Below are 12,343 nucleotides of genomic sequence, written 5' to 3' on the forward strand. Positions count from 1 at the left end.
CTCAGTCCTCGCCGTAGCGGGGATCGACCGTCTCCGGGGTGAGGCCGAGCAGCTCGGCGACCTGCTCCACCACGACCTCGTGCACCAGCGCGGCCCGCTCGTCGCGTCCCTTGGTGCGGATCTCGACCGGCCGCCGGTAGACGACCACGCGTGCCCGGCGGCCTTCGCGCGCGGGGATGGTGCCGCCCAGCGGCACCGCGTCGTCGCTCCAGGTATCCGCGTGCCGGTCCTGGAGCCGGGGGACTTCAAGGACCAGGAAATCGATGTCGGCGAGCTGCGGCCAGCGCCGCTCCAGGCGCTCCACGGAGTCCTGCACCAGGTCCGCGAACACGTCGGCGCGGCTCGCGGCCAGCGGCACCTGAGGTGGGGCGATCGGCCCGCGCATGCCCCGACCGTGGCGATCGCGTCGACGAGGCCCGGGGTCGGCGGCACGGGGCGGTACACGGTTGTCCATCACTGGTGAAGCCTAGTCCCCGCGGGCTCCGGCCGCGCCGCTGCACGCACCGACACCGTCCGGTGGGGCATGTCGCGGGATGACTGTTCCAGCCAAGGTCGGGCTCGTTTCCGTATCTCCACGAGACCGGCCGGCTCAAGGCATTTGACGGTGCTTGTACCGACTCGTGACCGGATGCGATGCTGAGCATGGCCCCGGCCCACGTCTTCCGCGCAGGTCAACTGGGCGTCTCAGAAGGGGGTGTGGGGCGTTTCACAGTACGACACGGTGGAGTGACCTGGGGGAGAGTCGTCGCGGCCCGCTCAAGAGTGCGGTACCGTCCAACGTCGTGAGCCCTGTACGTCGCTGTTCGCGAACTGCCTGCGGCCGACCCGCCGTCGCGACGCTGACGTACGTCTACGCCGACTCGACCGCGGTCCTCGGCCCGCTCGCCACCTACGCCGAACCCCACTGCTACGACCTGTGCGCCGAGCACTCCGAGCGCCTCACCGCCCCGCGCGGCTGGGAGGTCGTCCGGCTCCTCGACGGCTCCGCTCCCGCGCGGCCGAGCGGGGACGACCTGGAGGCGCTCGCCAACGCGGTGCGTGAGGCGGCCCGCCCCCAGGGGCGGGCGGCCGAGGCGGCCGGCGGCGGCCGTGGCGCGGACCCGATGGAGGTCGCACGGCGCGGCCACCTGCGGGTGCTGCGGTCACCGGACGACTGACGGCACAGCGCAGCCGACGTCGAGCGGCGAACCGTTCCTTCGTGTGCCGCACGCGCGCCTGCGTCCCGTACGCCCTGATCACCGAGGTCTTCTCGACCGCCCGGATCCCGCCGGCCGAGAACTGGCCGCGCAGCCGGAGCGGGGCTGCGACCGGTCCTCCCCCGACGTCGTCAACCGGAAGGGTGAACCGGTCGGAGGAAATCTCTCACCCTCTCTCACCCTTTCCGATCGTCCTCTCACCCTTTCCGATCGTCACCACGGCGGTCGTCCCGCGCGGGCACGCGCCCGTGGCGGCCGCGGAATGGGCGGCGACCGTGCGGGAGTCGCTGTCCCGGGCGTCGGAGAGCGGGACCGGTCCCGACCGCTCAGCCCTCGGCTCCTGCCGACCGCGCTCGGCAGGGCCGGATCGCCGCAGAGCACAGCCGGCGGTCCGCAGGGTGTCCGCCGGTGTCCGCCGGGGACTCCCGCGTCGGTCCCGCACCCGGGACAGGTAGTTTGGGGCGACCGTGAGGATTCCTGGAGGGCTGCCCGGTGGCTGTTGCTGATCTGTCGCAGATCGTGAAGGCGTACGACGTGCGCGGAGTGGTCCCGGACCAGTGGGACGAAGCGCTCGCCGAGCTGTTCGGCGCCGCGTTCGTCCAGGTGACCGGTGCCGCCGCGATCGTCGTCGGCCACGACATGCGGCCCTCCTCACCCGGCCTGTCCCGCGCCTTCGCGCGCGGCGCGGCGGCCCGGGGCGTCGACGTCACCGAGATCGGCCTGTGCTCGACCGACCAGCTGTACTACGCCTCGGGCGCCCTCGGCCTGCCCGGCGCGATGTTCACGGCCTCGCACAACCCGGCGCAGTACAACGGCATCAAGATGTGCCGCGCGGGAGCCGCGCCGGTGGGCCAGGACACGGGCCTGGTGGAGATCCGGGAGCTGGCCGAGCGCTGGTCCCGGGAGGGCGCCCCCGAGCCGGCCGCCACGCCGGGGACCCTCACCACCCGCGAGACGTTGCCGGACTACGCGGCCCACCTGCGCTCGCTCGTGGACCTGACCTCCATCCGCCCGCTGAAGGTCGTGGTCGACGCGGGCAACGGGATGGGCGGCCACACGGTCCCGACGGTCTTCGAGGGTCTGCCGCTGACTCTGGTCCCGATGTACTTCGAGCTGGACGGCACCTTCCCGAACCACGAGGCCAACCCGCTCGACCCCGCCAACCTCGTGGATCTCCAGCAGCGCGTGCGCGCCGAGTCCGCCGACCTGGGCCTGGCCTTCGACGGCGACGCGGACCGCTGCTTCGTCGTGGACGAGAACGGCGACCCGGTCTCTCCGTCGGCGATCACCGCCCTCGTCGCCGCGCGCGAGCTCGCGAGGAACGGCGGCAAGGGCACGATCATCCACAACCTGATCACGTCCTGGACCGTCCCCGAGGTGGTCCGGGAGAACGGCGGCACCCCCGTCCGCACCCGCGTCGGCCACTCCTTCATCAAGGCCGAGATGGCTAGGTCCGGCGCGATCTTCGGCGGCGAGCACTCGGCCCACTACTACTTCAAGGACTTCTGGAACGCCGACACGGGCATGCTGGCCGCCCTGCACGTCCTCGCGGCCCTCGGCGGCCAGTCCGCGCCCCTCTCCTCCCTCGTCGCCCAGTACGACCGCTACACCGGCTCCGGCGAGATCAACTCCACGGTCACCGACCAGCAGGCCAGCCTCGCCGCGATCCGCACGGCCTACGGCGACCGCGACGACCTCACCCTCGACGACCTCGACGGCCTCACCGTCACCGCCGCCGACTGGTGGTTCAACGTCCGCCCCTCCAACACGGAACCGCTCCTGCGCCTGAACGCGGAGGCCAGGGACGAGGCGACGATGACGAAGATCCGGGACGAGGTCCTGGCGATCATCAGAGGCTGACCGAGACCAGCCCGGACCTTCCCGCCGCCCGAGCCGCCTCGCCCCGCACCTTTCCCCCGACAAGCCGCCCCACCCCTCGCCTCTCGACCGACCGAGTCGGGCGAGGGGTGGGCGGAGGTCTCGCGGGTCCAGGGAGGCGGAACGCCCTGGGCGGTCACCCCGGCGGACGGTCACCGGCCACCGGCGGCCAGCCCAATCCACCCCACCGGCGGTAACCTGACCGCACGCGAACATCCACCCCGAAGGGAACCCCCATGCCGCTCGAAGCCGGCCTCCTGGAGATCCTCGCCTGCCCGGCCTGCCACGCCGCCCTCAAGGAGCAGGACGCCGAGTTGATCTGCACCGGCCAGGACTGCGGCCTGGCGTACCCCGTCCGCGACGGCATCCCCGTCCTCCTCGTCGACGAGGCCCGCCGCCCGGCGTAACGCCACAACGGCAGCGCCCCGAACCAAGATCAAGATCAGGACAAGGATCAGGACCCCGGCACCGGAGGCCGCGCCATGCTCGACGAATCGCTGCTCGACACCCCGGAGGACCTCGCCGAGGCCGACCGCCGAGGTCTGCTGCGCGGTGCGGCCGAGGCAGGCGCCCGCGTCCGTACGGCCGCCAGGCACGCCACCGAGGCCGGTGTCCAGGAACTGAAGCCCGACGGCCGCCCGCGCGCCGTCCTGATCGCGGGCCCCGGCGCCGCCGCCACCCACGCCGCCGACCTCCTCGGCACGCTGGCCGGCCCCGGCAGCCCCGTCACCCGCCTGGCCCCCACCGGCGTCGCCCCGGCCGCCGGCGCCCTGCGCTGGGAACTGCCCGGCTGGGCCGGCCCCGTCGACCTGCTGCTGATCGCCACCCCGGACGGCGCCGAACCCAGCCTCTCCCTCCTCGCCGACCAGGCCTACCGGCGCGGCTGCTCGGTCGCCGCCGTGGCCCCCGCGGGCACCCCGCTCGACGAGGCGGTGGCCGGCGCCCACGGGCTGTTCATGCCGATGGCGACGGCGCCGTACGACCAGGGCGAGCCGCTCGCCGGCTCCTCCCCGGGCGTGCTGTGGGCGCTGCTCACCCCACTGCTCACGCTCCTCGACCGGATCGGCCTGGTCACCGCCCCGCCGGACGCCCTGGAGAAGGTCGCCGACCGCCTCGACCACATCGCCGAGCGCTGCGGCCCGGCCATCGTGACCTACAGCAACCCGGCCAAGACCCTCGCCGCGGAACTCGCCGACGCGCTCCCGGTGATCTGGACGGAGGGCGACTCCGCAGGCCCGGCCGGCCGCCGCTTCGCCGCCGCCCTCGCCGAACTGGCCGGCCGCCCCGCCCTGGTCGCCGAGCTTCCCGAGGCCCTGGCTGCCCACGCCGCCCTGCTCGCCGGCCCGCTCGCCGCCAGCGCCGACCCCGACGACTTCTTCCGCGACCGCGTGGACGAGCCGCCCGCGCTGCACGCACGCGTGGTGCTGCTCCGCGACCGCCCCATCGGCGGCCTCACCGCCGCCCCCGCCGCCCGTGACCTCGCCCTCAGCCACGACACCCCGATCAGCGAACTGGAGCCCGAGGCGGGCGGCGAACTGGAGACCCTGGCGGAACTGATCGCCGTCACGGATTTCGCCGCCGTTTACCTGGCGCTTGCTTCGAGGGCCTGAGGTGGACACCGGCACCGACACCGGACCCGCCGCACGAAGGACGACCTGAGGGCCGTATCGCAGGCGAGCCGGCAGGGAACACCCGGTGACGGACACGAACACCGGACACCGGCGCGGTACACCGTCGTCCGACGCGTCCGACGCGCCGTGTGCTTCCACGTGCCCCGGTTCGCCCCGCCCCGCAGAAAGAACCCGCAGAGAGAAGTCATGGATCTCCTCGACAACACCATCCGCCCCTACGCCTGGGGTTCCCCGACCGCCATCCCGAAGCTGCTCGGGGTCGAGCCGAGCGGCGAGCCGCAGGCGGAGATGTGGATGGGCGCGCACCCGGGCGCCCCCTCGCGCACCGCGCGCGGCACACTCGTCGAGGTCATCGACGCGGACCCGAAGGGCGAACTGGGCGAGGCGGCCGTGGCCAAGTTCGGCCCGCGCCTGCCCTTCCTGCTCAAGATCCTCGCCGCCGGCGCCCCGCTCTCCCTCCAGGTGCACCCCAACCTGGAGCAGGCCAGGGAGGGTTACGAGGACGAGGAGCGGCGCGGTATCCCGGTCGACGCCCCGCACCGCAACTACAAGGACGCCAACCACAAGCCCGAACTGATCTGCGCGCTCACCGAGTTCGACGGCCTGTGCGGCTTCCGTGCCCCGGAGGAGTCGGCCGGACTCCTCGACGGCCTCGGCGTGAACTCCCTCAAGCCCTACGTCGACGTGCTGCGCGCCCACCCCGAGGACGCGGCCCTGCGCGAGGTCCTCACCGCGATCCTCAGCGCCGACCGCGAGGAGATGGCCCACACGGTCGCCGAGGCAACGGCCGCCTGCACCCGTCTCGGCGGCGACTACGCGCCGTACGCCGACATCGCCCACCACTACCCGGGCGACCCCGGCGTGATCGCCGCCATGCTGCTCAACCACGTCCGCCTACAGCCCGGCGAGGCCCTCTTCCTCGGCGCCGGCATCCCGCACGCCTACCTCAACGGCCTGGGCGTCGAGATCATGGCCAACTCCGACAACGTCCTGCGCTGCGGCCTGACCCCCAAGCACGTCGACGTCCCCGAACTCCTGCGTATCGTCCGCTTCGAGGCGGGCGACGCGGGCGTGCTGCGCCCCGAGGCGGCCCCGGACGGCGAGGAGGTCTACGAGACGCCGATCGACGAGTTCCGGCTCTCCCGCTACGTCCTGCCCGAGGGCACCGCCGCCCACGACCTGACCCTGCCGACCCCGCAGATCCTGCTCTGCACGGCCGGCACGGTCCGCGTCGGCGAGTACGACCTGGCCCCGGGCCGGTCGGTGTTCGTGCCGGCGGACGAGAAGGCGGAGGTGTCGGGCGCGGGCACCGTGTTCCGCGCCACAGTGGTCGTCTGAGAGGCCCGCGCTTCTCGCGAAGTCCGGTGGAGTCTGATTGCCGTACCGGGAGTGTGGACACCTGACGAGTCGCTCCCGGACCGGGCTGCAAGAATGACCCACCGGCAAAGCACGGGCAAAGACGAGTACCGGCGAGAACGAGAAGGGACAACGCGAACACATGAGCGCGTCAGGCGGCACCAGGGCGATCGTGGCGGCACTCGGCGCCAACCTCGCGATCGCGGCATCGAAGTTCGTGGCGTTCGCGTTCAGCGGTTCCTCGTCGATGCTCGCCGAGGGCGTCCACTCGCTCGCCGACTCCGGCAACCAGTTCCTGCTGCTCATCGGCGGCAAGAAGGCCCAGCGCGAGGCGACCCCCCAACACCCCTTCGGCTACGGCCGGGAGCGGTACATCTACGCCTTCCTCGTCTCCATCGTCCTCTTCTCGGTCGGTGGCATGTTCGCCATCTACGAGGGCTACGAGAAGATCAGCCACCCGCACGAAGTGGAGCACTGGTACTGGCCGGTGGGCGTCCTCTTCTTCGCGATAATCGCCGAGGGCTTCTCCTTCAAGACGGCCATCAAGGAGTCCAACGAACTGCGCGGCAAGCTGTCCTGGTCACAGTTCATCCGCCGCGCCAAGGCCCCCGAACTGCCGGTCGTCCTCCTTGAGGACTTCGGCGCGCTCATCGGCCTCGTCCTCGCACTCCTCGGCGTCGGCCTCGCCCTGCTCACCGGCGACGGCGTCTGGGACGGCATCGGCACCGTCTGCATCGGCGTCCTGCTCGTCCTGATCGCCCTGGTCCTCGCCGCCGAGACCAAGTCGCTCCTGCTCGGCGAGGCCGCCGGCGTCGAGGAGGTCAAGAAGATCGAGGCCGCGATCGTCGACGGCGACGCGGTCACCGGCATCATCCACATGCGCACCCTCCACCTCGGCCCCGAGGAACTCCTCGTCGCCGCCAAGATCGCCGTCCAGCACGACAACACGGCCGCCGAGGTCGCCCAGGCCATCGACGCCGCCGAGGCCCGCATCCGCACCGCGGTCCCCATCGCCCGCGTGATCTACCTGGAACCCGACATCTACAGCGACGCGGAGGCCGCCAAGGGCCCCGACCCGGAAGCCACCCCCGGCGGCCCGACCCCCCACCCCACCGGCCACTGATCCCGCCGATCTCCCCGCACACCGCCTCCCGGCCGACCGCGCTCACTCCCCTCGAACGGCGTGATCTGTTCGGAGGCGGACTGGGGGCAGCCCGCTTCTCCGGTGTAGCTTGGGTCGAAGCCAGACGTCGCTGCTGATGGCGGTCGGGCGGTCCAGCACGGACCGACCGAGGGAGAGAGGGCCTCCGACGGACTGCGCTGCGCGTACGTGGGCATGCCTGTGTCCTCTTCTCGGGCACCCCTGTGTCCGCCGCCGCGCAGACCAGCCGTACCCACCCTCGACCCAACCCGAGGAGCAGCTCGCAATGACGACTGTCGACAACCGACAGGACTTCAAGGTCGCCGACCTCTCCCTGGCCGAGTTCGGCCGCAAGGAGATCACCCTCGCCGAGCACGAGATGCCCGGCCTGATGGCGATCCGCAAGGAGTACGCCGAGACCAAGCCGCTGGCCGGCGCCCGTGTCACCGGCTCCCTGCACATGACCGTGCAGACCGCCGTCCTGATCGAGACCCTGGTCGCCCTGGGCGCACGGGTCCGCTGGGCGTCCTGCAACATCTTCTCCACCCAGGACCACGCGGCCGCCGCCATCGCCGTCGGCCCGAACGGCACGCCCGACAACCCGCAGGGCGTCCCGGTCTTCGCCTGGAAGGGCGAGACCCTGGAGGAGTACTGGTGGTGCACCGAGCAGGCGCTGACCTGGCCGGACAGCCCCACCGGCGGCCCCAACATGATCCTCGACGACGGTGGTGACGCCACCCTCCTCGTCCACAAGGGCGTCGAGTACGAGAAGGACGGCAAGGTCCCCTCGGTCGACACCGCCGAGTCCGACGAGCACCGCGTCATCCTCGAACTCCTGCACCGCACGATCACGGACGGCTCGCAGAAGTGGACCCAGCTGGCGTCCGAGATCCGCGGCGTGACCGAGGAGACCACCACCGGCGTCCACCGCCTGTACGAGATGCAGCGCGACGGCGTCCTGCTGTTCCCGGCGATCAACGTCAACGACGCCGTCACCAAGTCGAAGTTCGACAACAAGTACGGCTGCCGCCACTCGCTGATCGACGGCATCAACCGCGCCACCGACGTCCTGATCGGCGGCAAGACCGCCGTCGTCTGCGGCTACGGCGACGTGGGCAAGGGCTGCGCGGAGTCCCTGCGCGGACAGGGCGCCCGCGTGATCGTCACCGAGATCGACCCGATCTGCGCCCTGCAGGCCGCGATGGACGGCTACCAGGTCACGACCCTCGACGAGGTCATCGACAAGGCCGACATCTTCGTCACCACGACCGGCAACAAGGACATCATCATGGCCTCGGACATGGCCAAGATGAAGCACCAGGCCATCGTCGGCAACATCGGCCACTTCGACAACGAGATCGACATGGCCGGCCTCGCCAAGGTCCCCGGCATCGTCAAGGACGAGGTCAAGCCGCAGGTCCACACCTGGACCTTCCCCGACGGCAAGGTGCTCATCGTCCTCTCCGAGGGCCGCCTGCTGAACCTGGGCAACGCCACCGGCCACCCCTCGTTCGTGATGTCCAACTCGTTCGCGGACCAGACCCTGGCCCAGATCGAGCTGTTCACCAAGCCCGACGAGTACCCGGTCGGCGTCTACACGCTGCCCAAGCACCTCGACGAGAAGGTCGCCCGCCTGCACCTGGACTCGCTCGGCGTGAAGCTGACGACGCTGCGCCCCGAGCAGGCCGCGTACATCGGCGTGCAGGTCGAGGGTCCGTACAAGTCGGACCACTACCGCTACTGAGTCCGGGCCCTGCCCACCGGGAAGCGCGACCCGTGCACCGCGCGCTCTCCCGGCGGGAGGTCCTCCGGTCCACCGAGGCAGGCCCCCGCACCCCCGTGCCGGGGGCCTGCCCCTTTGGCCCGCCCGACCGCCCGCGCGGCCGTACCGCAGGTCCGAGCGCCGGACCCACACCCCGTCAAGCCCCAGGACCCCCATGCCCCGCGGCCGCTATTCGCTCCACGATCCGCACGATCACACCCCCCTCGGTGAAGAGCACTTCCAGTGCGCCCCCGGCCCCTCCGGCTGGCGGTACGTCTCCCAGGTGACCACCCCCTCCGGTGACCACGGCGGCTCCGTCGATCTCGCCCTCGACGACCTCGGCCGCCCCGTCCGCCTCGAACTCCACGCCGGGAGCTGGCAGGTGCGCGGCGCCGCCCTGGACGGCGTCACCTGGGTCCGCACGGACCCCACCGGCACTCATGCCACCGAAGGCAATGTGCGCGCCCACGCCTTCACCGGCACGTCCCCCGCGTTCCTGATCGCCATCGCTCGTCTCCTGCGCCTCACCCCTTCCGCCGCCGCGACCCGCGTACGCCTCGTGGCCTTCACGGACCCGGTCCTCGCCCCGCGCACCGTGGACCAGTCCTGGGCCTTGCTGAAAAGCGAAACACACGCCACTGACAACGGCCCTCTGACCGTGGACGAATACCAGGTCACAGCCCTGGACACGGGCGAACAGCACCTGGTGCACCTCGCCGGCGACGTGGTCCTGGCGGCGCCCGGAATCGAGCTGGAGGACCTGCAGTCACCGCCGTCGGTCTTCACCGGCCCCGACGACTGAACAGCCGCCGGCGGGCCGGCCGCCCAGCGGACCGACAGGCCGGAGCGTGCCTAGGCCGGCGGCACGAACCCGGTGGCCGGCCGCTCGGTCTTTGCCGCGGGCGGAGCCGTGGGCACCGCCCGCGGAGGGACAGGAGCGGGCGTGGGGGAATGAGCGGAGACAGGAGCGGAGACAGGGGCAGGGGCAGGAGGCACGCCGGGTACCGGAGGCGCGTACGCGAAGCCGGGGGTGGCGGGGGACGCAGGAGCATGGGCGGCGAAGGCCCGCCGGGCCTCGCGAGCCTGTCGCTCCTGTACCACTGCCGCCAGATAGGCCGCCGGCGGAATGTCCGGGGGCGCCGGAGTCCCCGTCCGGGTCGCGAGATCGCCCGCCAGCTGTGCGGCCATCGCCCACGACACCTGCGGATCGAGCTGCTGCATCCGCGTCAGGTACTGCCGGACCGCGAGCCACAGCCCGTCCGGAACGGCCGACAGGTCCAGCTCGGCGAAACGTCCCGCCAGCCAGGGCGGAGGCGGCGGAACGAAACGGGCCTGCCCGACGGGCACCCGCTCCCGCACCACCAGGGTCCCCGCGAACACGTCCCCCAGCCGCCGCCCACGTGCCGAGATCAGCGAGGCGATACAGGCGACGACCCCGAAGGTCATCAGAATCTCGACCACACCGAGAGCACCCCGCACCAGCGCGTGCCGGAACCGGATGGGCCCGCCGTCATCCCGTACGACCCGCAGTCCGCACGCCAGCTTCCCGAGCGAGCGCCCGTGGCTCAGCGTCTCCACCGCGATCGGCCCACCCACCAGCACCAGCAGAAAGGCCGCGATCGCCAGGGCGAGCTGCGCGGCGTCGTCGAGCGAGGCGGTGGCCGCCGCCAGACCGATCGAGACACCGATGTACACGGTGAAGGCCACGATCAGGTCGAGCAGCACGGCAAGTGCCCTGCTCGGCAGCCTCGCGGGACGCAGTTCGAGCGCCACCGCCTCGCCCGTCACCAGCTCACTCACGCCCGCCGCCTTCCCTGGTCTGCCCCGTACAGCGCAAGTCTGCCAAGCTGAGGGCGCATCGCGCCGCAGTACGACAAGCTGACAGCTAAGACAGGCAGTCGACGACCAGCCGAGGAGCAGGCAGACCCGATGGATCTCGACGTCTTCGTCTCCGCACACCGAGCCGAGTGGGACCGTCTCGACGCACTCCTCCGCCGCCAGCGCCGCCTCAGCGGAGCCGAAGCCGACGAACTCGTCGCGCTCTACCAGCGCACCGCCACCCACCTCTCCCTGATCCAGTCCAGCGCTCCCGATCCACAGCTCACCGGACGCCTCAGCCAACTCGTGGCACGCGCGCGCAGTGCTGTGACCGGCACCCGCCGCGCCTCCTGGCGCGATGTCACCCGGTTCCTGGGACAGGGATTCCCGGCCGCCGTCTACCGCTCCCGCCACTGGTGGGTCCCCACGGCGCTTGTCTCCACCGCCATAGCGATAGCCCTTGGCTGGTGGATCGGCACCCATCCGGACGTGCAGTCGACCATCGCGGCCCCCAGCCAGCTCCGCGAGCTGACCCGCCCCGGCGGCGAGTACGAGACCTACTACTCCAGCCATCCCGCGGCTTCCTTCGCGGCCCAGGTGTGGACGAACAACGCCAGGGCCGCCGCGATGTGCCTGGTCCTGGGCGTCTTTCTCGGCCTTCCGGTCCTCTGGATCCTCTTCGAGAACATGCTCAACCTGGGCGTCGGTTTCGGCCTGATGTCCTCGGCCGGCCGCCTCGACACCTTCCTGGGCCTGGTTCTCCCGCACGGGCTGCTGGAACTCACCGCGGTCTTCGTGGCGGCGGGAACCGGACTCCGCCTCGGCTGGACGCTCATCGACCCAGGGCCGCGCAGCCGCCGTACGGCCCTGGCGGAAGAGGGCCGCGCCGCCGTGGGCATGGCGATCGGCCTGGCTCTCGTCCTGTTCGTCTCCGGCGCCATCGAAGGCTTCGTCACCCCGTCCGGCCTGCCGACATGGGCACGGATAGGCATCGGAGTAGCGGCTGAGCTGGCCTTCCTCGCCTACGTCTTCGTCATCGGGGGCCGTGCCGCTCGGGCCGGCCAGACGGGTGATCTTGAGGAGACCGAGCGCAGCGCGCTCGTCCCCACGGCCGCCTGATGTGCGGAAACCTCCTGTGAGCTGCTAGTCTCCTCTTCGCCCCGGAGGACCTGTTGACACGGGTGGGATGGGGAGGTAGATTCAAACAGTTGCCTAGAACTGGACAAGTTCGGGGCTGATCGTTAGAATCGATCTGCTTCACAACGGAGAGAGTCCTCTCCGAACATCGAAGCCACCTCCGATTTACTCAGAGATGAGTGGCCGGTCAGACCGGCCGAGAACTTCTGATAAAGTCGGAATCGCCGAAAGAGAGTCGAAAGACAATCAAAGGCGACTGGCCCTCCAGCGGCCACCGGAAACGAATTCCGACCGGAAACGGAACGGAAAACGGATCTGGTAAGGTTGGAAACACCGAAGGGAAGCCCGGAGGAAAGCCCGAGAGGGTGAGTACAAAGGAAGCGACCGTTCCTTGAGAACTCAACAGCGTGCCAAAAGTCAACGC

General features: G+C 71.2%; 12 protein-coding genes. 9 read left to right on the forward strand and 3 right to left on the reverse strand.

The window, feature by feature from the left end; genetic code table 11:
* Position 1: 1 nt before the first annotated feature.
* On the reverse strand, positions 2-454 hold the full coding sequence (locus tag AB0P24_RS42945; protein ID WP_365804042.1) for a metallopeptidase family protein: 453 nt from the start codon (positions 452-454) through the stop codon (positions 2-4).
* 277 nt (positions 455-731) lie between these two features.
* Here AB0P24_RS42945 and AB0P24_RS42950 point away from each other — a divergent pair, with 277 nt between their 5' ends.
* From AB0P24_RS42950 to AB0P24_RS42985, 8 genes are all read left to right on the forward strand, one after another.
* Positions 732-1,157 (forward strand): DUF3499 domain-containing protein, encoded by a 426-nt coding sequence (locus tag AB0P24_RS42950; RefSeq protein ID WP_365804044.1) that lies wholly within the window; start codon positions 732-734, stop codon positions 1,155-1,157.
* A 531-nt stretch (positions 1,158-1,688) separates the two neighbouring features.
* The gene (locus AB0P24_RS42955) at positions 1,689-3,056 is read left to right on the forward strand and encodes a phosphomannomutase/phosphoglucomutase (protein ID WP_365804022.1); all 1,368 of its coding nucleotides are present in this window, start codon (positions 1,689-1,691) and stop codon (positions 3,054-3,056) included.
* 254 nt (positions 3,057-3,310) lie between these two features.
* Positions 3,311-3,481, forward strand: a complete 171-nt coding sequence (locus AB0P24_RS42960; RefSeq protein WP_181809261.1) for a Trm112 family protein — start codon at positions 3,311-3,313, stop codon at positions 3,479-3,481.
* Positions 3,482-3,556: 75 nt separating this feature from the next.
* Positions 3,557-4,684: an SIS domain-containing protein gene (locus AB0P24_RS42965; RefSeq protein ID WP_365804024.1), complete on the forward strand. Its 1,128-nt coding sequence runs from the start codon at positions 3,557-3,559 to the stop codon at positions 4,682-4,684.
* A 207-nt stretch (positions 4,685-4,891) separates the two neighbouring features.
* Positions 4,892-6,043, forward strand: coding sequence for a mannose-6-phosphate isomerase, class I (manA, locus tag AB0P24_RS42970; protein WP_365804026.1), 1,152 nt, complete (start codon positions 4,892-4,894; stop codon positions 6,041-6,043).
* A 160-nt stretch (positions 6,044-6,203) separates the two neighbouring features.
* A complete protein-coding gene (locus tag AB0P24_RS42975) occupies positions 6,204-7,184 on the forward strand; it encodes a cation diffusion facilitator family transporter (protein ID WP_365804028.1) in 981 nt (326 codons plus the stop codon).
* A gap of 304 nt (positions 7,185-7,488) precedes the next feature.
* Positions 7,489-8,946 carry an adenosylhomocysteinase gene (gene ahcY, locus AB0P24_RS42980; protein WP_365804030.1) on the forward strand — a complete coding sequence of 486 codons (1,458 nt, stop codon included), beginning with the start codon at positions 7,489-7,491 and terminating at the stop codon, positions 8,944-8,946.
* Positions 8,947-9,139: 193 nt separating this feature from the next.
* A complete protein-coding gene (locus AB0P24_RS42985; RefSeq protein WP_365804032.1) occupies positions 9,140-9,766 on the forward strand; it encodes a hypothetical protein in 627 nt (208 codons plus the stop codon).
* A gap of 50 nt (positions 9,767-9,816) precedes the next feature.
* Here AB0P24_RS42985 and AB0P24_RS42990 read toward each other — a convergent pair whose 3' ends face one another.
* Complete coding sequence (locus AB0P24_RS42990) at positions 9,817-10,764, reverse strand: RDD family protein (protein WP_365804034.1); 948 nt, start codon at positions 10,762-10,764, stop codon at positions 9,817-9,819.
* Positions 10,765-10,893: 129 nt separating this feature from the next.
* Between AB0P24_RS42990 and AB0P24_RS42995 the strand changes: the two genes are divergently transcribed.
* The gene (locus tag AB0P24_RS42995) at positions 10,894-11,901 is read left to right on the forward strand and encodes a stage II sporulation protein M (protein ID WP_365804036.1); all 1,008 of its coding nucleotides are present in this window, start codon (positions 10,894-10,896) and stop codon (positions 11,899-11,901) included.
* A 205-nt stretch (positions 11,902-12,106) separates the two neighbouring features.
* On the opposite strand, the gene AB0P24_RS43000 is transcribed toward AB0P24_RS42995, so the two are convergent.
* Positions 12,107-12,343: hypothetical protein (locus tag AB0P24_RS43000; protein WP_365804038.1), on the reverse strand; the 237-nt coding region annotated here is incomplete at its 5' end.

The sequence above is a fragment of the Streptomyces sp. NPDC086519 genome, assembly GCF_040686075.1.
GTDB lineage: Bacteria > Actinomycetota > Actinomycetes > Streptomycetales > Streptomycetaceae > Streptomyces > Streptomyces shenzhenensis.

Coding starts and splice junctions, on each gene's coding strand:
- AB0P24_RS42945 (WP_365804042.1), bottom strand. CDS start 454: ATGGACAACCGTGTACCGCCCCGTGCCGCCGACCCCGGGCCTCGTCGA.
- AB0P24_RS42960 (WP_181809261.1), top strand. CDS start 3,311: ATGCCGCTCGAAGCCGGCCTCCTGGAGATCCTCGCCTGCCCGGCCTGC.
- AB0P24_RS42965 (WP_365804024.1), top strand. CDS start 3,557: ATGCTCGACGAATCGCTGCTCGACACCCCGGAGGACCTCGCCGAGGCC.
- manA (WP_365804026.1), top strand. CDS start 4,892: ATGGATCTCCTCGACAACACCATCCGCCCCTACGCCTGGGGTTCCCCG.
- AB0P24_RS42975 (WP_365804028.1), top strand. CDS start 6,204: ATGAGCGCGTCAGGCGGCACCAGGGCGATCGTGGCGGCACTCGGCGCC.
- ahcY (WP_365804030.1), top strand. CDS start 7,489: ATGACGACTGTCGACAACCGACAGGACTTCAAGGTCGCCGACCTCTCC.
- AB0P24_RS42985 (WP_365804032.1), top strand. CDS start 9,140: ATGCCCCGCGGCCGCTATTCGCTCCACGATCCGCACGATCACACCCCC.
- AB0P24_RS42995 (WP_365804036.1), top strand. CDS start 10,894: ATGGATCTCGACGTCTTCGTCTCCGCACACCGAGCCGAGTGGGACCGT.